Here is a 21,894-nt window from a genome sequence, read left to right on the forward strand (position 1 = left end):
GTCGAGCGTACGGAGGGACCCCGCGCACGGAAAGTCGGGATTGCCTCGTTTCTCCGGTCCGGGTACGCCGGTCCCGGCGCTTCTCAGACGTGGGCCGTTCGGGCCGGTTCCGGCGGGCGGACCACGCGGAGGCCGACCTCGCGTTCGCGCTCCAGCATCCGGAGCAACGGTCCGTCCACCGCGGCGAGCTCGGCGTACGCACCGCGCTGGACCACCCGGCCGCCGTCCAGCACCAGGATCTCGTCCACCGCGTCCAGGCCCGCCAGGCGGTGGGTGATGAGCACGGTGGTACGTCCCCGGGTGACGTCGAGCAGGTCCTCGGTCAGGGCGTCGGCGGTGGCGATGTCGAGATGCTCGGCGGGCTCGTCGAGTACGAGGACGGGGAAGTCGGCGAGGAGGGCGCGGGCGAGCGCGAGGCGCTGCCGCTGACCGCCGGAGAGCCGGGCGCCGTGTTCGCCCACCAGGGTGTCGAGGCCGTCCGGCAGCGAGTCGGTCCAGTCGAGCAGCCGCGCCCCGGCGAGCGCGTCCCGCAGGTCCTCCTCGGTGGCGTCGGTGCGGGCGAGCCGCAGGTTCTCCCGCACCGAACTGTCGAAGACGTGCGCGTCCTGGGCGCAGAGCCCGACGTACGTACGGACCGTGTCGCCGTCGAGCGCGGAGGCGTCCGTGCCGCCGAGCCGGTAGGTGCCGCTCTCCGCGTCCAGGAAGCGGAGCAGGACCTGCGCGAGGGTGGTCTTGCCGGAGCCGGACGGGCCCACGACCGCGATCCGGCGCCCCTGCTCCAGGGTCAGGTCGACCGCCTCCAGGGCGGGCCGGTCCGCGTCGGGGTAGCGGGCCGTCAGGCCCCGTGCCTCCAGCGGGAACGGGGTCGCGGGGGCCGGGGCGGGGGCGGGGGGTTCGCGTACCGGTACGGGGGCGTCCAGCACCTCGTACACCCGCTCCGCGCTCCGGCGGGCGCGTCGGCGGTACTGCACGGCGAGCGGCATCCCGTTCACGGCCTCGAAGGCGGCGAGCGGGGTGAGCAGGACGACCGCGAGCTCCAGGCCGCCGAGCCGGCCGTCGTGCACGGCGGGCAGCGCCACCAGCGCGGAGGCGACCACGGTCAGCCCGCAGAGGAGCGAGGAGAGGCCGCCGCCCAGGGCCGTGGCGGAGGCGGCACGGGCGGCGATCCGGGTGAGGACCCCGTCCGCCTCCCGCACCCGCGCGGTGCGCGAGGGCAGGGCACCGGCGACGGTCAGTTCGGCGGTTCCGCCGAGGAGGTCGGTGACCCGGACGGCGAGGTCGGCGCGGGCCGGGGCGAGCCGGCGTTCCGCCCGGCGGGCGACCGCGCCGCTGACCAGCGGCACGCCCGCTCCGGCGAGAAGCAGGCCCACGGCGAGGACCACGCCCGCCTCCGGGAGGAGCAGCCCGAGGAAACCGGCGGAGGCCGCGCCGACGACCACGGCGGTACCGGCGGGGAGCAGCCAGCGGAGCCAGTAGTCCTGGAGCTCGTCGACGTCCGCCACCAGCCGGGTGAGCAGGTCGCCCCGGCGGGTGGTGCGCAGTCCGGCGGGCGCGACGCGCTCCAGTCCCCGGTAGACGGCGACCCGCAGTTCGGCGAGGAGCTGGAGCACGGTGTCGTGGGAGACGAGGCGTTCGGCGTAGCGGAAGAAGGCGCGGCCGATACCGAAGGCGCGGGTCGCCGTGACGGCGACCATGAGGTAGAGCACCGGGGGCTGTTCGGAGGCGCGGGAGATCAGCCAGCCGGAGACCGCCATCAGCCCCACCGAGGAGCCCAGCGCGAGACTGCCCAGCAGCAGGGCGAGGGCGAGGCGCCCGCGGCGGGCGCCCGCCGCCTCGCGGATGCGGGCGAGCACCTTGCCCGTGCGGGCAGGGGTCTCCCGGAGCGCCGCAGGAGCCCTGGTCGCCGTGGCGGGGGCGGGCGGGCGCACGGGGCCCGGGACGGCCCGTCGGGGCGCCTCCGCCCGACCGGTCTGCGGTCCGGCCGCGGCCGGTGCCGGCGTCACGGCAGGTTCCAGCGTCACGACCCGGTCGGCCAGCGGCAGCAGTGCGGGGCGGTGGGCGACCAGCAGGACGGTACGGCCCTCGGCCAGCCGCCGTACGGCCTCCACGATGCCCGCCTCCGTCCCGCCGTCCAGGCTCGCGGTCGGCTCGTCGAGCAGCAGCACCGGACGGTCGGCGAGGAAGGCGCGGGCCAGGGCGAGACGCTGGCGCTGCCCGGCGGAGAGCCCGGCGCCGTCCTCTCCGAGGAGGGTTCGCTCGCCCTCGGGCAGCGCGGTGACGAACCCGTGGGCGCCCGCGTCCCGCAGGGCGGCCTCCACGGCGGCGTCGTCGGCGTCCGGCCGGGCGAGGCGCACGTTCTCCGCGACGGTTCCGGCGAAGAGGACCGGGCGTTGCGGGACCCAGGCGATGCGCTCGCGCCAGCGTTCGGGCGAGACGGTGGCGAGATCCACGCCTCCCACCCGTACGGTCCCCTCGTCCGGCGCCGTGAACCCGAGGACCACGTCGAGGAGCGTGGACTTGCCGGCCCCGCTCGGGCCGACCAGTGCGACGGTCTCCCCCGGCGCCACCACCAGCGAGACACCGGCCGGCGAGGGCTCGCTCCGGCCCGGGCGCCGGACGGTCACCCCGTCCAGCTCGATACGGAGCGACTCCGGCACGTCCGCCGTACCGACCGCCGGACGCTCGGTCTCCAGCACCGCGAAGATCTCCTCCGCGGCCGACAGTCCCTCGGCCGCCGCGTGGAACTGCGCGCCGACCTGGCGGATCGGCAGATACGCCTCGGGGGCGAGGATCAGTACCAGCAGGCCGATGTACAGGTCGAGTTCGCCGTGGACCAGCCGCATGCCGATGGTGACGGCGACCAGGGCCACCGAAAGGGTGGCCAGCAGCTCCAGCGCGAAGGAGGAGAGGAACGCGATCCGCAGGGTTCGTACGGTCGCCAGCCGGTACTCCGAGGTGATCCTCCGGATCGACTCGGCCTGGGCCTTGGCCCGGCCGAAGACCTTGAGCGTGGGAAGCCCGGCGACCACGTCCAGGAAGTGGCCGGAGAGCCGCGAGAGCAGCCTCCACTGCCGGTCCATCCGGGACTGGGTGGCCCAGCCGATCAGCATCATGAAGGCGGGGATGAGCGGCAGCGTGACCACGATGATCGCGGCCGACACCCAGTCCTCGGTGACGATGCGCGCGAGGACGGCGACGGGCACCACCACCGCGAGGCCGAGTTGCGGGAGATAGCGCGCGAAGTAGTCGTCGAGCGCGTCGACGCCCCGGGTGGCGAGGGCGACGAGCGATCCGGTGCGCTGTCCGTCCAGCCACGCAGGACCGAGCTGTGCGGCCCGCTCCAGGAGCCGGCCGCGCAGCTCGGACTTGACCGCCGCACTCGCCCGGTACGCCGCCAGCTCGGTGAGCCAGGCGACCAGCGCCCGGCCCGCCGCGACGGCGGCCAGCAGGACCAGGGGCGTACGGAGACCGGAGACACCCAGCCCGTCCTCGAACCCACCGACCACGATCTCGGCCACCAGCATCGCCTGAGCGATGACCAGCACCGCACCCACGGCGCCCAGAGCCACCACGGCGACGAGGAAGAAGCGGGTGGCACGGGCGTACCGGAAGAGACGCGGATCGATCGGTTTCACGTGAAACATCCCCTGAGGTCGGTGCCGCCGGTTCGCCGGGCGACCGGTGGCGACGCGTACTCGGAGACCGTGCCCGGCGGCGACCGGTCGGGCCGCCGCCGGGCAGGGCTCTCAGTGCGTGTCGGCGATGTGCTGGGTGCCTATGCGCTTGCGGAACACCCAGTACGTCCAGCTCTGGTAGAGCAGGACCAGGGGCGTGGCGATCCCCGCGCACCAGGTCATGATCGTGAGCGTGTAGGGCGTGGACGAGGCGTTGGTGACGGTGAGACTCCACGCGCTGTTCAGCGAGGACGGCATGACGTCCGGGAAGAGCGCCAGGAAGAGCATCGCCACGGCGGCCGTGATGGTGAGACCCGAGAGCGCGAACGACCAGCCCTCACGTCCCGCCGCGATGGCCGCGATCGCGCCGGCCAGCGCCAGGACGGCGACGACCGCCGCGAGCAGCGACCAGCCGTCTCCGGTACGCGCTTGCGTCCAGATCAGGAAGCCCAGCGCCAGCACCGCGGTGAGGAACCCCAGCCGCAGGGCGAACCTCCGGGCCCGGACGCGGATCTCCCCGACCGTCTTCAACGCCGCGAACACCGCGCCGTGGAAGGTGAAGAGAGTGAGCGTCACCGCCCCGCCGAGCAGCGCGAACGGGTTGAGCAGGTCCCAGAACCCGCCCACGTACTCCATGTGCGCGTCGATCTTGACGCCGCGCACGATGTTGCCGAAGGCCACGCCCCAGAGGACGGCGGGGATCAACGAGGTCCAGAAGATCGCGTGTTCCCAGTTGGTCTGCCAGCGCTCCTCCGGTCGCTTCGCCCGGTACTCGAAGGCGACGCCCCGCAGGATCAGGCAGAGCAGGATGACCAGCAGCGGCAGGTAGAAGCCGGAGAAGAGGGTGGCGTACCAGTCGGGGAAGGCCGCGAAGGTGGCGCCTCCGGCGCTGAGCAGCCAGACCTCGTTGCCGTCCCAGACGGGCCCGATCGTGTTGATCAGGACCCGCCGCTCCTTGCGGTCGCGGGCCAGCACCTTGGTCAGGACCCCGATGCCGAAGTCGAAGCCCTCCAGGAAGAAGTAGCCGGTCCAGAGGACGGCGATGAGGACGAACCAGACGTCGTGGAGTTCCATCGTTCCGCTCCTTCCTCTCAGTACGAGAAGGCCATCGGCCGGTCGGCGTCGGCGGCGTCGTGGCCGCCGATCGTGGCGGGCGGGTTCAGGTCGTCCTCACTGAGCTCCGGAGGGCCGGCCTTGATGTACTTCACGAGCAACTTGACCTCGACCACCGCGAGGATCGCGTAGATCAGGGTGAAGGCGATCAGGGAGGCGATGACCTCGCCCTGCGAGACCCCGGGAGAGACGGCGTCCTTGGTCTTGAGGACCCCGAAGACGACCCAGGGCTGCCGCCCGGTCTCGGTGAAGATCCAGCCCCAGGAGTTGGCGATCAGCGGGAAGAGCAAGGTCCAGAGCGCGACCAGCCAGTACAGCCTGGTGAACCTCGGGCTGAGGGCCTTGTTCTTGAAGAGGACCAGATGCGGCACCTCGTCGTCGCCGGTCCGCATCGCCGGCGGCAGCATGAACTTCTTCCGGGTCAGCCAGAGTCCGAGGATGCCGAGGCCGAAGGAGGCCATCCCGAAGCCGATCATCCAGCGGAAGCCCCAGAAGGCGACCGGGATGTTGGGCCGGTAGTCCCCGGGCCCGTACTTCTCCTGCATCTGCTGGTTCAGCTCGTTGATGCCCGGAATGTACGAGGTGAAGGTGTCGTCGGCCAGGAAGGAGAGCACTCCGGGGACCGAGATCTCCACGTCGTTGCGGCCCTCGGAGACGTCGCCCACCGCGAAGATCGAGAACGGCGCGCCTTCCTGGCCCTCCCAGAGCGCCTCGGCCGCCGCCATCTTCATCGGCTGCTGCTTGAACATCACCTTGCCGAGCACGTCGCCGCTGATCGAGGTCAGCAGGCCGGCGACGACCACGGTGATCAGCCCCAGCCGAAGCGAGGTCCGCATGACCGGGATGTGCTTCTTCCGTGCCAGGTGGAATGCGGCGATCCCGACCATGAAAGCACCGCCGACGAGGAAGGCGGCCGTGATGGTGTGGAAGAACTGGGCGAGCGCGGTGTTCTGCGTCAGCACCTGCCAGAAGTCGGTGAGTTCGGCACGGCCGCGCTTCCCGTTCATGCGGTAGCCGACCGGGTGCTGCATCCAGGAGTTGGCCGCCAGGATGAAGTACGCGGAGAGGATCGTGCCGAGCGAGACCATCCAGATGCAGGCCAGGTGGATCTTCCGGGGCAGCTTGTCCCAGCCGAAGATCCAGAGACCGATGAAGGTGGACTCGAAGAAGAAGGCGATCAGCGCCTCGAAGGCGAGCGGCGCACCGAAGACGTCACCGACGAACCGCGAGTAGTCGGACCAGTTCATGCCGAACTGGAACTCCTGGACGATGCCGGTGACGACACCCATCGCGATGTTGATCAGGAAGAGCTTGCCCCAGAACTTGGTGGCCTTGAGGTACTTCTCCTTGTTGGTCCGGACCCATGCCGTCTGCAGCCCCGCCGTCAGTGCGGCGAGGGAGATCGTCATGGGGACGAAGAGGAAGTGGTAGACGGTCGTAATGCCGAACTGCCAGCGCGCCATCGTCTCGGGCGCCAGAGCAAGTTCCACGTCGTCGTCTCCTTACGTCGCCGTAGTGACAGCCGCGGTTCGCCCGCTTGGTCCCTCCCATTACGGGATCAAACGGGTGCGCTTGTGAACGCGTTCACATTCACAAGCAAGAGTATGGCGCACACGCTTCCGGATCTTCGAACGGGGGGTCCCCTGAGAGCGGCGACCCCGAGGAGCTGTGGTCGACGGGCAGCCGGCCGGGTTTTCCACTCCGAAGCTGCCCACCGGGCGCCGAGCAGAACCGGAGCACCGACACTTTTCGGACAGTGACGGGGAGCGACAGGCAGCGGAACGGGACGAGTGGGATCCCTCACACCCGTGGCCCCGGCTCCGCGGAAGAGTCCGGGAGCCGGGGCCATGGGGGCGGAAGGTGCGCTCCTCACCGCGCCCGCAACCGTGCCCGCGGCTGCGCGCAAGGACTGTGCGCAGCCGCGGACACGAGGCCGCACGGTGCAGGGTCGCACCGCACGGGTCGCACCGCACGGGGTCACACGACACCGAGGTCACACGGCACCGGGGTCACACGGCGCGAGCCCCGCTACAGCTGCGCGCGGAACGTTTCCGCCGCCTTCAGGAAGAGGTCGTTGGCCTCGTCCTCGCCGATCGTGACCCGTACGCCTTCACCGGCGAACGGCCGAACGACCACGCCCGCCCGCTCGCAGAAGGCGGCGAAGTCGCCCGTACGCTCGCCGAGCCGGAGCCAGACGAAGTTGGCCTGGCTCTCCGGCACCGTCCAGCCCTGCGCGATCAGTCCGCGGTGCACCCGGTTCCGCTCGGCCACCAGCGAGCCCACCCGCCCCAGCAGTTCGTCCTCGGCCCGCAGCGAGGCGATCGCCGCGTCCTGGGCGATCCGGCTCACACCGAAGGGCACGGCCGTCTTGCGCAGCGCCGCCGCCACCGGCTCGTGTGCCACCGCGAACCCGACCCGCAGTCCGGCCAGCCCGTACGCCTTCGAGAAGGTGCGCAGCACCGCGACGTTGGGCCGGTCGCGGTAGATCTCCAGGCCGTCCGGCACGTCGGCGTCACGGACGAACTCCTTGTACGCCTCGTCGAGCACCACCAGCACGTCGGAGGGCACCCGGTCGAGGAAGCGCTCGAGTTCGGCCCGGCGCACCACCGTCCCGGTCGGGTTGTTGGGGTTGCAGACGAAGATCAGCCGCGTCCGGTCCGTGACGGCGTCCGCCATCGCGTCCAGATCGTGCACGTCCCCGTCGGTCAGCGGCACCTTCACCGAGGTCGCCCCGCTGATCTGCGTGATGATCGGATAGGCCTCGAAGGAGCGCCAGGCGTAGATCACCTCGTCGCCGGGGCCGGACGTGGCTTGAAGCAACTGCTGCGCCACGCCCACCGATCCGGTACCGGTGGCAAGGTGCTCCAAGGGCACGCCGAACCGGTCGGCCAGCTCGTCCATCAAGCCCGCGCAGGACATGTCCGGGTAGCGGTTGAGCTCCGAGGCGGCCGCCATCGCGGATTCCAGCACCCCGGGCAGCGGCGGATAGGGGTTCTCGTTGGAGGACAGCTTGAAGGCGACCGGCCCGTCCTGGGAGGCCGCCCTGCCCGGCACATAGGCGGGGACGCCATCCAGCTCGGGGCGCAGCTTGGGGCTTTTCTCGCTCACCACAGGTCCTCCTCGACCATCGACGCACAGAATCGACGCACAGATATGCGTCTCAGCTTATGAGAGCCGTCCGGAGCGACCTGCCGCTCGGGCCCCTCCGCGGGACTCGTCCGGGACGCCCGTCGACGGGGCCGTCCACGGGGCCGGTCGGCACGCGTCTCCACCGGCCTCTCCACCGGGGGCGCACGTACGTATCGTCGCGCGCCGGTGGCTCGCGCCGTAGCGCGCGTCCCTCGAAGTGGTGAGTTGAGGGCTCCTCCCGCCACCACTCCGTGACCAGACTCAGCCCGATGGATACATGACACATCCGGCAGGTCGCCGCCAACTTCCTTGTTTTGCAAGGTAATCGTTCCTCTATGACCTTGCAGAAACGTGTCTGTCAACAGTTGCATATGCGTCCGGCCCACCAGGCCTCCTGAGCCCTACTATCGGCTCGCCATGACAGCAGCAGGGAAGCACCAGGTGAGCCGGACGGAGACCCCCCGGCGCAGCGGCCGGCCAGGACGCGCGGGAATCCGCGACGTGGCCGCCGCCGCGGGGGTCTCGATCACGACCGTCTCCGACGCGCTCAACGGCAAGGGCAGGCTCCCGGACGCCACCCGCCGCCACGTCCGCGAGGTCGCAGAGCGCCTGGGCTACCGCCCTTCGGCCGCGGCCCGCACGCTCCGCACGGGCAAGTCGGGCCTGATCGGCCTGACCGTGACCACGTACGGGGATGAACCTTTCACCTTCACCGAGTTCGCGTACTTCGCGGAGATGGCGAGGGCCGCGACCTCGGCCGCGCTCGCCCGGGGGTACGCCCTCGTGATCCTGCCCGCCACCTCGCGCCACGACGTCTGGTCCAACGTGGCCCTGGACGGAACCGTGGTGATCGACCCCTCGGACCAGGACCCGGTGGTCACCGAACTGGTCCGGCAGGGCCTGCCGGTCGTCTCCGACGGACGGCCCGCCGGATCGCTCCCGGTCACCGCCTGGGTCGACAACGACCACCGCGCGGCCGTGCTCGACCTCCTCGACCACCTCGCGGCGGCCGGCGCCCGGCGGATCGGGCTGCTCACCGGCACCACGACCGACACGTACACCCGGCTCTCCACCACCGCGTACCTGCACTGGTGCGAGCGCGTGGGCCAGGATCCGGTGTACGAGTCCTATCCGGCCCACGACCCGTGCGCCGGTGCGGTCGCCGCCGACCGGCTGCTCGCCCGCCCCGACCGGCCGGACGCCGTCTACGGCCTCTTCGACCCCAACGGCACCGACCTGCTCGCGGCGGCACGCCGGTACGGCCTGCGCGTCCCCGAAGACCTGCTGCTGGTCTGCTGCAGCGAGTCCACGGTCTACGCCACCACCGAGCCGCCCATCACGACGCTCTCGCTGAAACCGCGCCGTATCGGGACCGCGGTGGTGCAACTCCTCATCGACGCGATCGAGGGTGTCGAACACGACGGTCCGGTCGAGCAGGTGATACCGACCGAGCTCATCGTCCGGACCTCCTCGCAGCGCCGGCCGCCCCGCACGACGGTCAGCGCGCCACGCTCTCCGAGCAGGGACTGAACGGATTAATCCGGACCAATGGACAGGTGAACGGCGCACCCGCCCGGATTCACCGCCCCTGGTGCGTCACACGGGGCGATCCGCGTTCCTATGATGGGCGCACGACACCGCGGACCACCTCTACCAGGCAGGGCCCGTCAGGTGTACGGCGGCGCGACGGTGGTGGAGGGGTCGATGACTCAGGGGGCCGGTCAGGAACCCGTGGTGCGTACGGCGACGTTGCGCGACTTCCGCGTTCCGCCGTACGCACGAACGCCCATGTCCGGGGGGGAGCCGCATCCGGAGGGTGCGCTCGTGTATCCCGGGAACGCGCATCCCGGCGACGTACACCCCGGCGACGCGCTGCCGGACGGCGGCGTGCCGGAGGGCTACACGCCGACCGAGCGCGACCTGCCCGTGATCACCCCGGCCGGGGTACCCGTCGTCGCCCCCGTCCCGGACACGGGCCCCGGCGGTGCGGACGGGCTCGGGCCGCTCTACGTCGTCGGCGACGTGCACGGCTACCTCGACGAGCTGAAGGCCGCCCTCGCCGACCAGGGTCTCATCGACGTCAACGGCAACTGGTCGGCGGGCAACGCCCGGCTCTGGTTCCTCGGCGACTTCACGGACCGGGGCCCCGACGGCATCGGGGTCATCGATCTGGTCATGCAGCTCTCGGCCGAGGCCGCCGCCGCGGGCGGCTACTGCAAGGCGCTGATGGGCAACCACGAGCTGCTTCTCATCGGCGCGAAGCGGTTCGCGGACACCCCGGTGAACTCCGGCGCCGGCACCGCCACCTTCCAGGCCGCGTGGCTCCTCAACGGTGGCCAGAAGCACGACATGGAGCGGCTGCACGACGTCCACCTGCAGTGGATGTCCCGGCTGGACGCGGTCGTGGAGGAGGACGGACATCTGCTGATGCACTCCGACACGACGGCGTACCTCGACTACGGGGCGACCATCGAGGACGTCAACGACACGGTCCACGCCATCCTCACCCGTAACGACGCGGACGAGTGCTGGGACCTGTTCCGCAAGCTCACCAAGCGGTTCGCGTTCCGGGACGACGGCGGCGCGCAGGCGGTACGCGAGCTGATGGCCGCGTACGGCGGCCGTCGGGTCGTCCACGGCCACAGCCCCATTCCGTACCTCCTGGGCGAGGTCGGGTCGGAGGACGGCGAGAACGGCGCGGGCCCGGTGGTGCACGGACCCCACGTGTACGCGGACGGACTGGCCATCGCCATGGACGGCGGCGTGACCATGGCCGGAAAGCTACTGGTCGCCCAACTCCCCCTGCATGACTGACGGTCCACCGGGTAGGGCTCCGTCGATCTGATCGTTCGCGGTCGGCGGGCCTTTTTCCGGAAACAACCTGTCATCCCTCGCCCTGGGCGCTCTACCATCGGCGTATCAGTAGCAGGCTCTCCTCCGTTCCGTCCGGAATGCCCCGTCATGTGCGGGTGATCGGGCGCCACGGAGCATCGGGGGATGCAGATGACAAGCGCTCCGCACCTGCTGGCCGAAGACAGGCCCGAGTACGAGCGGATCCTCGGCGACGCACTGCGCCACGCGCACGAGCGGCCGGATCTGGACGGAGTCGGCGAACGCCTCAACCGGGAGCAGCTGCGGACCATGGCGCTGAGCGCCACCGCGCTGATCACCGCGGCCGCCGCCACCGAGTACGAGCACTACGTGAAGGCGCGCGGTGAGCTCCGTGTCCCCACCGGCGACGCCGACCAGGACACCGACGAGGTGCCGGTCCCGCCGGGAGCGACCGGCGAGAGCGTGGGGGTCGGCGCGGTCGTCACCGTGCTCGCCCCGCTCCTCGCGGGCTCCGCAGCGGTGATCTTCCTGGTGGTCGGCTATCTCCTCCAGGCGGTGAGCTCCTCACTGGCCGTCGCGGGCCCGATGGTCACCGCGGGCTGGCTCTTCGCGGCGCTCACCGCGCTGGCGATCCTCGCAGCCGCCGTCGGGCTGCTGGTCACGGCGCTCCGCAACGGCACCGACGACCCGGCCGCCGACCTGGAGGAGGACGAGACCGTGCCGGAGGAGGTCGCCCGGGCCAGGGAGGCCTGGCGCCATGCCCTGCTGGAACGCGGCATACTCCCGTTCCTCCGCGACGCACTGGACGACCCGACCGCCGCCCCGGCCGCCCGCACCCCCCGGCCGTCACCGAACCGCATCCCGAAGATCGGGTACAGCAGCCCGGACTTCTCGACCCCGCAGGACGGCTCGCGCCGAAGTCCCCGGCCGTCCTTCACCAGCCCCGACTTCAGCAGCCCCGATTTCAGCAGCCCGGACTTCGACGGTCCGGGCTTCGAAGGCCCGGGCTTCGGGAGTCCGGACCGGGACGGCTCCGCACCCTGAGATCGGCCCACCAAACGTGCACCTGCCGCCCCGGGTGGCGCCGGCCCCGTGAAGGCCGGCGCCGTCCGGCTCAGTCGGCCAGCGGCAGATAGACCCGCCCGCCGGACGCGGCGAACTCCTTCGACTTCGCCAGCATCCCCGCCTCGATCTCCTCCTCGGAGGCGGACGGAGCCAGGTCCGGCGCGAACTGTTCGGTGATGCTCCGGCTGATCTTCATCGAGCAGAACTTCGGCCCGCACATCGAGCAGAAGTGCGCCGTCTTGGCGGGTTCGGCGGGCAGCGTCTCGTCGTGGAACGCGCGGGCCGTGTCCGGGTCGAGCGCCAGGTTGAACTGGTCCTCCCAGCGGAACTCGAACCGGGCGTCCGACAGCGCGTCGTCCCACTCCTGCGCGCCCGGGTGGCCCTTGGCCAGGTCGGCGGCGTGGGCCGCGATCTTGTAGGTGATGACCCCGGTCTTCACGTCGTCCCGGTCGGGCAGCCCCAGGTGCTCCTTGGGTGTCACGTAGCAGAGCATCGCCGTGCCCCACCAGGCGATCATCGCCGCGCCGATCCCGGAGGTGATGTGGTCGTACGCCGGCGCGACATCGGTGGTCAGAGGGCCGAGGGTGTAGAACGGCGCCTCCTCGCAGATCTCCTGCTGGAGGTCGATGTTCTCCTTGATCTTGTGCATCGGGACGTGCCCCGGGCCCTCGATCATCGTCTGCACGCCGTACCGCTTGGCGATGGTGTTGAGCTCGCCGAGGGTACGCAGTTCGGCGAACTGCGCCTCGTCGTTGGCGTCGGCGATGGAACCGGGCCGCAGCCCGTCCCCGAGCGAGTACGTCACGTCGTACGTCGCCAGGAGCTCACAGAGCTCCTCGAAGTTCTCGTGGAGGAACGACTCCTTGTGGTGCGCGAGGCACCAGGCCGCCATGATCGAGCCGCCCCGGGAGACGATGCCGGTCTTGCGGCGCGCCGTCAGCGGGACGTAGGGCAGGCGCACGCCGGCGTGCACCGTCATGTAATCCACGCCCTGCTCGGCCTGCTCGACGACCGTGTCCTTGTAGATCTCCCAGGTCAGCTCCTCCGCCCGGCCGTCGACCTTCTCGAGTGCCTGGTAGAGCGGGACGGTACCGATGGGCACGGGGGAGTTCCGGAGCACCCACTCACGGGTGGTGTGGATGTTGCGGCCGGTGGACAGGTCCATGACCGTGTCGGCGCCCCACCGCGTCGCCCAGGCCATCTTGTCCACCTCCTCCTCGATGGAGGAGGTCACGGCCGAGTTGCCGATGTTGGCGTTGACCTTCACCAGGAACCGCTTGCCGATGATCATCGGCTCGATCTCCGGGTGGTTCACGTTGGCGGGCAGCACCGCCCGGCCGGCCGCGATCTCCTCACGTACGACCTCGGGGTCGACGTTCTCGCGAATCGCGACGTACTCCATCTCCGGGGTGATCTCCCCCCGCCGGGCGTACGCGAGCTGGGTGACGGGGCGGCCGTCGCGGCTGCGCCGTGGCGCGCGGGAGCCGCCGGGGAAGACCGCGTCGAGGTTGCGCAGCCCGCCGCGCGAGGCGGGCGAGCGGCCGTCGTCCTCCGGACGGACCGGGCGCCCCTCGTACTCCTCGGTGTCCCCCCGGTCCTCGATCCAGCCGCCGCGCACGGAGGCGAGACCCTGGCGGACGTCGGTGGTGACGGTGGGATCGGTGTACGGACCGGACGTGTCGTAGAGCGTCACGTCCCTGCCGTTGGTCAGGTGCACCTGACGGACCGGCACCCGGAGGCCGGGGCGCGAGCCCTCGACGTATCCCTTGTGCCAGCCGATGGACTTTCCCGCCCCGACGCTCTCGTTCGTCGTGGAGGCAGGCGTGCGTGCGTCCGATGTGGTCATGAGACCTACTCCCTACGCCGGCATTACCCGGTAACAGGTTCAGCGGTCGGCGCAGCGTGTCCCGTGAGGATTCACGAGGTCAGCGCCCTCTCAGCCCGGTGCTCCGAGCTCCCGCGTGTGCAAAGGTGCCACCACGCTAACGCCCGCCCGGCCGTGCTGACCAGGGGGCCTCCCGCGTTCTTGCGATGATCGCCCGGTGACCTCCTCCCAGGACCATCCCGAACCTCAGGACCACTCACACGGCCATACGCACAGCCATGGCCCCGCGGCACCCGTCTCGACCCATCTGCGCAAGGTCATCGCATGCGTGCTGATCCCCTTCGCCGTAGCGGTGGTCGTCGGCCTGGCGGTGCTCTGGCCCGGCGGCACTCCCGCGCACGAGCGCACCGGTGTGGGTTTCGACCGGCAGACCGAGCAGGGCGAGGTGGTGAAGGTGGAGCGGGTGAACTGCGCGGACGTCAACGCCGCCCAAGTACCCGCCACAGGGGGTGGGTCGACGGGCTCCGGGCCGGGTGCGGCGGCCGGGGAGACCGGCGACTGCAAGAAGGCCACCATCGAGGTGACCAGCGGCAAGGACAAGGGCCGCACCTTCGGCGAGATCGTCCAGCCGGAGGCGTCACGCCAGTTGAGCGAGGGCCAGGGGGTGGTGCTGGCGTACGCGCCGGACGCCCCGCACGACCTGCAGTACTCGGTCACCGACGTGGACCGGAAGCTGCCGATGGCCCTGCTGGCCGGCATCTTCGCCGTCGCCGTCGTGGTGGTGGGACGGCTGCGCGGGGTGATGGCGCTCGTGGCACTCGCCGTCTCCTTCGCCGTGCTGACCCTGTTCATCCTCCCGGCGATCCTGCAGGGGTCAAACCCGTTGCTGGTGGCGGTGGTCGGGGCGAGCGCGATCATGCTCATCGCGCTGTACACCTGCCACGGAGTGACGGCGCGAACCTCGGTGGCGGTGATCGGCACGCTGATCTCGCTGGTGCTGATCGGGCTGCTGGGCTCGGTCTTCATCGACTGGGCGGGGCTGACCGGCAACACCGACGACAACACCGGCCTGATCCACGGCCTCTATCCGGACATCGACATGAGCGGTCTGCTCCTGGCCGGTGTCATCATCGGTTCGCTCGGGGTCCTCGACGACGTGACGGTCACCCAGACGTCGGCCGTGTGGGAGCTGCACCAGGCGAACCCGACCATGGGGGCGCGCGGGCTCTACGGAGCGGGCATCAGGATCGGGCGCGACCACATCGCCTCGGTGGTCAACACCCTGGTGCTCGCGTACGCGGGCGCGGCGCTGCCCCTGCTGCTGCTGTTCTCCATCGCGCAGAGCAGTGTGGGCACGGTCGCCAACAGCGAGCTGGTAGCCGAGGAGATCGTCCGCACACTCGTCGGCTCGATCGGACTGGTCGCCTCGGTGCCCGTCACGACGGCGCTCGCCGCTCTGGTGGTGTCCGCGGACCGCACAGGGCTCGGCGCGGAAGCCGGAGCTCCTGCACCCGTACGGACCGGGAGGGGCCGCCGCCGCAGGAAGTGAGCGCGGAAGCGGGCTGGAGGGCCCAAAAGTCAGCGGGCTGACAGCCTGTCAGCCCGCGTTCTGCTCCTCGGCGAGGATCCTTCCGAGCGCCTCTTCGAGGTTGCCGTCGAAGTCACCCTGCGTGTGCTCCTGCCCCAGTGGCACCAGCTTGTCCGTCCGGTCGAGAAACGCCACGAGTGGCGCCGTGCCGGCCCGGAACAGCGCCCGGTCCGCCCCGACCTGCAGCCGGATGTGCACGTCACAGAGCCCCTCGGGTTCGGTGGGACCGATGTGCACATCACCGTCGCCGCTGGGACTGTTGAGGCCGTCGAGCAGCAGCTCACGGCCAAAAGCCCAGGTGACCGGGGCATCACCCGGCAGGTGGAAGGTCATACGGATCGCGTACGGATCGCTCACCTCGTAACGGAGCTCCACCGGAATACGGAACGAGAGCTCCTCCGAAACGAGGAAACTCATCATGACCTCTGCTTGAACCGACTCGCGCATCGTTCAACCCCGCAGTAGATGAATCTGGCCAGGAATGATCCCCCATGGCCCTATTGACGCCATCGTGGTGCACGCGATAGCAGATCACAAGGAGTGATTTTTCAGATACTGATAGAGAACACGAACGAACGCAAGAGCCGGGCCACTTCGCCACGTAGTTGTTCGACTGCGGGGAGCAACTGGTCCTGGCGGTCCCAGGGTAGAGAAATGGCCATCGCGGCGACGGCCGAACCTGCGGTGATGGGGATGGCGGCGCAGACCGTTCCGAGTGCGTACTCCTGTCGCTCAATGACAGGTTTCATACGCTCCATCGAACGCAATCGCTCAAGTAGGACCGGGCGATCTCGCACTGAGTAACGGGTCAGCGGACGCACCGGATGGCGGAGCAGGTGGTCCTCCCGCGCCTTCTCGTCGAGCTGTCCGAGCAGGCACTGACCCAGCGCGTGGGCATGCCCGGTCTCGCCGAAGGGGGCCCACTCGTCGACGGCGGGCGTCTCGGCGGAGTCCGCCACGGCGACCAGCTCGATCTCGCCCTCCCGGTAGACGGCGCAGTACACCGGGGCTCCCAACTCGTCGCACCAGCGCGCGAGGGAGTCGTTGAGCCTGCCGCGCCTGCTCTCCTCGGCCGCCCGGCCGGACATCCGCTCGGCGGCGGCGCCGAGCACGAAGACACCGTTCTCCCGCCGGAGGTAGCCCTCGTGGGCCAGGGTGCGCAGCAGGTGATAGGCCGTCGGCAGCGGCAGTCCCGCTTCCCGCGCGAGCTGCTTGGCGGGAGCGCCGTCCTGATGGGCGCCCACCGCCTCCAGCAGTCTCAGGGCCCGCTGGACCGAACCGATCAGCGTCGGGACAGTGGTGGTCGATGCCGTGGTCACGGTCACCCCCAGGCATGGTGACGGGCGGTCAGCCCTCCCGTGGAGGCCGCCCCCACGGGCGTGCCGCGAGCCCGGGCGCGCATTCGACTGTCGCGGAACCATTGGTCAGGATGGTGACGGACAGTTACTTACCCGGGCGGCGGCAGCGAACCGTCACTGTAGCCGCAGGGGCCATTCGTGGGGCGATTTCGGGCCTCGCTTAGCTCTGCCGGGCTAATCCGCGCCACTCTCCGTGATCAGCGGACCGACGCGGTCTCCTCGGCGGGCGGTAGGCCGGGAGATGCCGCGCCGCCGGGTTGGCGGTTCGCCGGGTTGGCGGTTCGCCGGGTTGGCGGTTCGTCGGTTCACGGTTCGCCGGTTCACGGTTCGCCGGTCCGCGCCTACCAGTCGCGCCGGGAATCCGAGGAGGACGAGAAGAACTTCCGTACGACGAAGATCAGACCGCCGACGAGGATGACGAACAGCAGCAGCTTGAAGAGCAGAGTGACCACGAAGGTCACCACGCTGGCGATCAGCCCGCCGAACACGGCGATCGCGATCACCGGCACCGCGATCCACTTCACCCACCAGGGCATTCCCGCGAATATCTCCCGGACCGCCATCGTCCTACCTCGTCTCTCGTGTCCCCGTCCCGTCGGACCGGGGGCTCCCGGTCCCGGCTCCCGGCCTCCCGGTTGCCGACACCGATGCTAGAGCGGGGAGAGTGGCGACGGACGGTCCGCATCCCCCGGACTCCCCTGATCGTTCCCCTAGGGTCTTCCGTTCGGACCTGGCCTGGGCAGGTTGCGGCCTTCGCCTCAGGACTCAGGACTCAGGACTCAGGACTCAGGACTCAGGACTCCGGCGGAGAGAAGACCACCATGACGCGGAGGTCCTCGGTGATGTGGTGGAACTTGTGGGCCACACCGGCCGGTACGTACACGACGCTTCCCCGGCCCACCTGGGTCGTCTCCATGCCGACCGTGATCGACGCCCGCCCGCTGACGACGAGGTACACCTCGTCCTGACCGTGCGGGCTCTGCGGATCGAGGGAGCCGGCGTCCAGCGCGTACAGCCCCACGGACATGTTCCGCTCGCGGATGAACTGCAGATAGGCGCCGTCGTTGGCGGCTCGTTCCGCTTCCAGCTCGTCGAGCCTGAATGCCTTCATACCGGTGCGCCCCTCGTGTCGTCCGGGGTGGCCGTACGGACGGTGTACCCCGTGCTCGGTGTCTGCCACGATCAGACACATGAAGAATTTCGTAGTCAAGACGACCGCCAACGCGGCCGCTCTGGCCGTGGCCATCTGGCTGCTTCAGGACATCACGCTGACCGGTACGGGCACCGGCCGGAAGGTTCTCAGCCTCGTCCTGGTCGCGCTCCTCTTCGGCTTGGTCAACTTCCTCGTCAAGCCGGTCGTCAAGCTCCTCACGCTGCCGCTCTTCATCCTCACTCTGGGTCTGATCACCCTGGTCGTCAACGCCCTCATGCTGAAGCTGACTTCGTCGCTGGCCGGAGCGGTCGACCTGAACTTCCACGTGGACGGCTTCTGGACGGCCGTGCTGGGCGGCCTGATCGTCTCCGTCGTCTCCTGGGCTCTGCACGTCGTCCTCCCCGACGAGGACTGAGACGCTCCGACGGACTTCGCTCCCGGGCTGAGAAAGTGCATACGAGCACCGGCGACGGCCCGGGAAGGAAGCAAGGAGCGCACCATGAGCACCATCGGCGACGGAACGCGGGCGGTAAGGGCGGGTCTCCCCGAGCCGCAGCAGTACGAGCCCACTCTTCCCGGACCGGTCTTCGCCGCGCATTTCCACCTCTCGGGAGAACCGGTCGGGCCGTACACCTACGGCCGGGAGACCAACCCGACGTGGACGCATCTGGAGAAGGCCATAGGTGAGCTGGAAGCGCCGGGGGAGGAGGTCGTGACGACCGTCTTCGCCTCCGGCATGGCCGCCATCTCGGCCGTCCTGTTCTCCCAGACCCGCGCCGGCGACGTCGTCGTCCTGCCGAGCGACGGCTACCAGGCGCTGCCGCTCGTACGGGAGCAGCTGGAGGCGTACGGCGTGGAGGTCCGCACCGCGCCCACCGGCGGCGACGCCCAGCTGGCCGCTCTCGAAGGGGCCAAGCTGCTCTGGATCGAGACCCCGTCCAACCCGGGCCTCGACGTCTGCGACGTCCGAAAGCTGGTCGAGGCGGCCCACGCCAACGGGACGCTGGTGGCCGTCGACAACACCCTCGCCACCCCGATCGGCCAGCGGCCCCTGGACCTGGGCGCCGACTTCGCGGTGGCCAGCGACACCAAGGGCATGACCGGCCACGGCGACATCCTGCTCGGCCACGTGACCTGCCGCGACGCCGACCTCGCCGCGGGAGTCCGCCGCTGGCGCAAGGTGGTCGGCGCGATCCCCGGCCCCATGGAGGCCTGGCTCGCGCACCGCTCGCTCGCCACGCTCCAGCTGCGCATCGAGCGCCAGTGCGCCACCGCCCTGACCCTGGCCGAGGCGCTCACCAAGCGGTCCGAAGTGACCGGGCTGCGCTACCCGGGGCTCCCCTCAGACCCCTCGTACCCGGTCGCCGTGCGGCAGATGCGGCGCTTCGGCTCCGTGGTCTCCTTCGAGCTGGCCGACCGGGAGACCGCCGAGCGCTTCCTGGAGGCGCTGCGGCTGGTCGACGACGCCACGAGCTTCGGCGGTCTGCGGTCCACCGCGGAGCGGCGCGGGCGCTGGGGCGGCGACGCGGTGTCCGAGGGCTTCGTCCGCTTCTCGGTCGGCGCCGAGGACCCGGAGGACCTGCTCGCCGACGTGGCGCAGGCCCTGGACTCGGCCACCCGCTGACCGGCCTACGGGCCTACGGGTCGGCCGGCCGACGGTCACACCGACCCGGGCTCCGGGGCGCACGGAGGGACGTCTCCGTGCGCCCCGGAGCCTTTTCGGTCTCGGTGAGCGCGTGGACGTGATGACTCCCAGGACCGCGCGGGTGCGTCCGGACGGCGGGCGGACGCTGCTGTCCGCCGTACGGGCAGCGGGCCGCGGGGAGTTTCAGAAGGGTGTCGGCGGGCCACTCTCTTGCCATGACCGAACGCCCTGTGGTCAAGCGCACCGCACGCGCCATCCTGCTGGACGGCGACCGCCTCGTCCTGATCAAGCGGACCAAGCCGGGAGTCGACCCCTACTGGGTGACACCCGGCGGCGGAGTCGAACCCGAGGACGCGACCGTCGTCGACGCCCTGCACCGCGAGGTCGACGAGGAACTGGGCGCCAAGATCGTCGACGTGGTGCCCTGCTTCGTCGACACCGTCGAGCACATCGCGGACGACGGGGCGGCGGGGGTGAAGGTCCAGCACTTCTTCGTCTGCCGGCTGGCCTCCATGGACCTCTCGAAACGCCATGGCCCCGAGATCGAGGCCCCCAGCGGGGAGTACGAGATCGTCCGGATCCCCTTCAGTCGGGTCGGGATCGCCGCCGTCCACCTCGTCCCCCTCTCCCTCCGCCACTACCTGGACGGCAACATCGAGGGCGTACGGGCCATGCACGCGCCCGACCTGGGCTGATTCAGACCGGCCCGGGCAGCGCCAACTCCTCGACCGGCTCGTGGTGAATACGCGCCGCCGGGAGGCCCGCGTCCCGCAGGGCCCACACCCCGCTACGGATCACGCCGGGCGGTCCCGCCAGACAGGCATCCCGTTCGTTCCGCGGTCCCGTCTCCCGTACCGCTTCCAGGACCTCGCCGGTCCGGCCGCGGGTCGGGCCGGCGGCGACCCCCGGGTGCACGGCGAGCCAGGGATGGTTTCGCTGGAGCCGCAGCATGGCGTCGAGGCCGTAGAGGACGCGTTCACCGCGGGCCCCGCCGAAGACGTCGACGCGTCGGCGGTCGCCGTCATGATCTGCGAGATGGCGGTGTAGGCCCGTACCCGTGCCGTCCTGCCGAGGAGGGGCGGGGCGTGGAGAGCGAGCGGTCCGCCGTCGGCGGGGCCGCGGAGGTGCGGTGGGTGGCTGCGGAGATTTGGCAGCCGGATCTCTGGTCGGAGCGTCCATGACTGTGCCTCGTCTCGAACTGTGCCTCGCATCGAACTGTCTCTCGGTCGGCTGGCTGGCCCGACACGGTTCGCGGCTCCCCGCGCCGCAGCCTGCCGGATCCTGCGACACAACGGGCGCATGACGGGAAATCCGGTACGCCCCATCGACGGCGGCGTGGGCGGGTGCGTGTTTCACGTGAAACACGGGTCACGGGCCGACATGGCACGGGACCCGTACGTTCCCACGCCGACGCCCGGCCGAGTATCGGAAGGCGTACGGACGGCGAGCCATCCGGAACAGGCGCGGAAAACCTTGGCGAAGGAAGCGACAAAACGGTGGACGGGCCGCCTCGGCGTCGGAGAGCCTGGCTCCCATGCCCACCATCCGGCACGGCCTGCCCGACGACCTGCCCATCCGGCACCTCACACGGGGCGACCTGGTCGCCTGTGCCGATCTCAGCGAGGACCGGGGCTGGCCCCGGGACGAACACCGCTGGGGGCTGCTCCTCGGGGCGGGTACGGCGTACGGCATCGACGACCCCGCCGGGAAGGGACTGGCGGCCGCCTGCGTGGTGACCTCCTACGCGCCGTCGCACGCGGCGCTCGGCATGATGCTGGTCGCGGAACGGTTCGCACGGCAGGGTCTGGGCCGCCGTCTGCTCCTTCATGTCCTCGCGGAACACGGAGAGACACCGCTGACCCTCTTCGCGACGGATCAGGGCCGGCCCCTCTACGAAGAACTCGACTTCGCCGTCGTCGGAAGTGTGGAGCGGTCCGTCGGACGGTTCCTGCCGGAGAACACCCCGGCGCAGGTGCCCGAAGGGGCTCACGGTTCGTCCGCCCCGACGACGCGTCGGGCGACGGCCCGGGATCTCCCGGCGATCATCGCGCTCGATGCCCCGGCCTTCGGGGCCGAGCGGACACACATGCTCGCCCGGCTGCCCGCTTTCTCGGACCACTTCCGGGTCGCCGAGCGGGCCGGCGCGCTGGTGGGGTTCGCCGCACTCTGGCCGAGCGACGGGAGCCATGTGGTCGGGCCTCTCGTCGCACCGGACACGGACACCGCGAAGGTGCTGGTGACCTCGCTCGCGTCGGAGACGGACCTCGTGCTGCGGACGGAGATCGACACCCGCCACACCGAACTGCGCGGCTGGCTCGCCGCACACGGCTTGGCTGCCGTGTCCCGTACCACGGTGATGACCCGAGGGTGCCCGGACGTGCCCGGCGACTGGAGCCGCAGGTTCGCACCACTGACGGTCGCGACCGGCTGACGCGACGGCCGCCGCTCTCCGGGTGCCGACAGCGGTCCTGCGGGTGCCGCCACGGAGGGACGCCCTGCGGCCGCACGGGCA

17 protein-coding genes and 1 riboswitch are annotated in these 21,894 nt (G+C 70.6%); of the genes, 8 read left to right on the forward strand and 9 right to left on the reverse strand.

Going from position 1 to position 21,894, the window contains the following annotated elements:
* Positions 1 to 83 precede the first annotated feature (83 nt).
* The 4 genes from cydD to hisC all read right to left on the reverse strand — a co-directional run bounded on the left by cydD (position 84) and on the right by hisC (position 7,895).
* On the reverse strand, positions 84 to 3,635 hold the full coding sequence (gene cydD / locus ACFZAX_RS24105; protein ID WP_390964049.1) for a thiol reductant ABC exporter subunit CydD: 3,552 nt from the start codon (positions 3,633 to 3,635) through the stop codon (positions 84 to 86).
* Between the two features lie 111 nt (positions 3,636 to 3,746).
* A complete protein-coding gene (gene cydB, locus ACFZAX_RS24110) occupies positions 3,747 to 4,748 on the reverse strand; it encodes a cytochrome d ubiquinol oxidase subunit II (protein WP_390964050.1) in 1,002 nt (333 codons plus the stop codon).
* Between the two features lie 17 nt (positions 4,749 to 4,765).
* Positions 4,766 to 6,277 (reverse strand): cytochrome ubiquinol oxidase subunit I, encoded by a 1,512-nt coding sequence (locus ACFZAX_RS24115; protein ID WP_390964052.1) that lies wholly within the window; start codon positions 6,275 to 6,277, stop codon positions 4,766 to 4,768.
* A gap of 538 nt (positions 6,278 to 6,815) precedes the next feature.
* Positions 6,816 to 7,895 carry a histidinol-phosphate transaminase gene (gene hisC / locus ACFZAX_RS24120; RefSeq protein ID WP_390964053.1) on the reverse strand — a complete coding sequence of 360 codons (1,080 nt, stop codon included), beginning with the start codon at positions 7,893 to 7,895 and terminating at the stop codon, positions 6,816 to 6,818.
* 438 nt (positions 7,896 to 8,333) lie between these two features.
* Here hisC and ACFZAX_RS24125 point away from each other — a divergent pair, with 438 nt between their 5' ends.
* The 3 genes from ACFZAX_RS24125 (at position 8,334) to ACFZAX_RS24135 (ending at position 11,792) form a co-directional block, all read left to right on the forward strand.
* On the forward strand, positions 8,334 to 9,446 hold the full coding sequence (locus tag ACFZAX_RS24125) for a substrate-binding domain-containing protein (RefSeq protein WP_390964054.1): 1,113 nt from the start codon (positions 8,334 to 8,336) through the stop codon (positions 9,444 to 9,446).
* A 159-nt stretch (positions 9,447 to 9,605) separates the two neighbouring features.
* Entirely contained in the window at positions 9,606 to 10,730 is a 1,125-nt protein-coding gene (locus tag ACFZAX_RS24130; RefSeq protein WP_390964101.1) for a metallophosphoesterase, read from the forward strand.
* 183 nt (positions 10,731 to 10,913) lie between these two features.
* The gene (locus ACFZAX_RS24135; protein WP_390964055.1) at positions 10,914 to 11,792 is read left to right on the forward strand and encodes a hypothetical protein; all 879 of its coding nucleotides are present in this window, start codon (positions 10,914 to 10,916) and stop codon (positions 11,790 to 11,792) included.
* Between the two features lie 70 nt (positions 11,793 to 11,862).
* On the opposite strand, the gene thiC is transcribed toward ACFZAX_RS24135, so the two are convergent.
* Positions 11,863 to 13,659 carry a phosphomethylpyrimidine synthase ThiC gene (gene thiC / locus ACFZAX_RS24140; RefSeq protein ID WP_390964056.1) on the reverse strand — a complete coding sequence of 599 codons (1,797 nt, stop codon included), beginning with the start codon at positions 13,657 to 13,659 and terminating at the stop codon, positions 11,863 to 11,865.
* Positions 13,652 to 13,784, reverse strand: a riboswitch (TPP riboswitch). It overlaps the preceding gene by 8 nt.
* Positions 13,785 to 13,855: 71 nt before the next feature.
* Between thiC and ACFZAX_RS24145 the strand changes: the two genes are divergently transcribed.
* Positions 13,856 to 15,187, forward strand: a complete 1,332-nt coding sequence (locus ACFZAX_RS24145) for a YibE/F family protein (RefSeq protein WP_390964058.1) — start codon at positions 13,856 to 13,858, stop codon at positions 15,185 to 15,187.
* Positions 15,188 to 15,235: 48 nt separating this feature from the next.
* Here ACFZAX_RS24145 and ACFZAX_RS24150 read toward each other — a convergent pair whose 3' ends face one another.
* The 4 genes from ACFZAX_RS24150 to ACFZAX_RS24165 all read right to left on the reverse strand — a co-directional run bounded on the left by ACFZAX_RS24150 (position 15,236) and on the right by ACFZAX_RS24165 (position 17,695).
* On the reverse strand, positions 15,236 to 15,673 hold the full coding sequence (locus tag ACFZAX_RS24150) for an SsgA family sporulation/cell division regulator (protein ID WP_266706557.1): 438 nt from the start codon (positions 15,671 to 15,673) through the stop codon (positions 15,236 to 15,238).
* A 101-nt stretch (positions 15,674 to 15,774) separates the two neighbouring features.
* The gene (locus ACFZAX_RS24155; RefSeq protein WP_390964060.1) at positions 15,775 to 16,545 is read right to left on the reverse strand and encodes a helix-turn-helix domain-containing protein; all 771 of its coding nucleotides are present in this window, start codon (positions 16,543 to 16,545) and stop codon (positions 15,775 to 15,777) included.
* A gap of 380 nt (positions 16,546 to 16,925) precedes the next feature.
* Positions 16,926 to 17,147, reverse strand: coding sequence for a DUF5326 family protein (locus ACFZAX_RS24160; RefSeq protein ID WP_390964061.1), 222 nt, complete (start codon positions 17,145 to 17,147; stop codon positions 16,926 to 16,928).
* Between the two features lie 230 nt (positions 17,148 to 17,377).
* On the reverse strand, positions 17,378 to 17,695 hold the full coding sequence (locus ACFZAX_RS24165; protein WP_390964062.1) for a cupin domain-containing protein: 318 nt from the start codon (positions 17,693 to 17,695) through the stop codon (positions 17,378 to 17,380).
* Positions 17,696 to 17,774: 79 nt separating this feature from the next.
* Between ACFZAX_RS24165 and ACFZAX_RS24170 the strand changes: the two genes are divergently transcribed.
* The 4 genes from ACFZAX_RS24170 (at position 17,775) to ACFZAX_RS24185 (ending at position 21,813) form a co-directional block, all read left to right on the forward strand.
* The gene (locus tag ACFZAX_RS24170) at positions 17,775 to 18,152 is read left to right on the forward strand and encodes a phage holin family protein (RefSeq protein WP_390964063.1); all 378 of its coding nucleotides are present in this window, start codon (positions 17,775 to 17,777) and stop codon (positions 18,150 to 18,152) included.
* A gap of 84 nt (positions 18,153 to 18,236) precedes the next feature.
* A complete protein-coding gene (locus ACFZAX_RS24175) occupies positions 18,237 to 19,361 on the forward strand; it encodes a cystathionine gamma-lyase (RefSeq protein ID WP_390964064.1) in 1,125 nt (374 codons plus the stop codon).
* 236 nt (positions 19,362 to 19,597) lie between these two features.
* A complete protein-coding gene (locus ACFZAX_RS24180) occupies positions 19,598 to 20,077 on the forward strand; it encodes an NUDIX domain-containing protein (RefSeq protein WP_390964065.1) in 480 nt (159 codons plus the stop codon).
* An 839-nt stretch (positions 20,078 to 20,916) separates the two neighbouring features.
* On the forward strand, positions 20,917 to 21,813 hold the full coding sequence (locus tag ACFZAX_RS24185; protein WP_390964066.1) for a GNAT family N-acetyltransferase: 897 nt from the start codon (positions 20,917 to 20,919) through the stop codon (positions 21,811 to 21,813).
* Positions 21,814 to 21,894 lie beyond the last annotated feature (81 nt).

This window comes from Streptomyces sp. NPDC008125, assembly GCF_042957125.1.
In the GTDB taxonomy this organism is placed as follows: Bacteria; Actinomycetota; Actinomycetes; order Streptomycetales; family Streptomycetaceae; genus Streptomyces.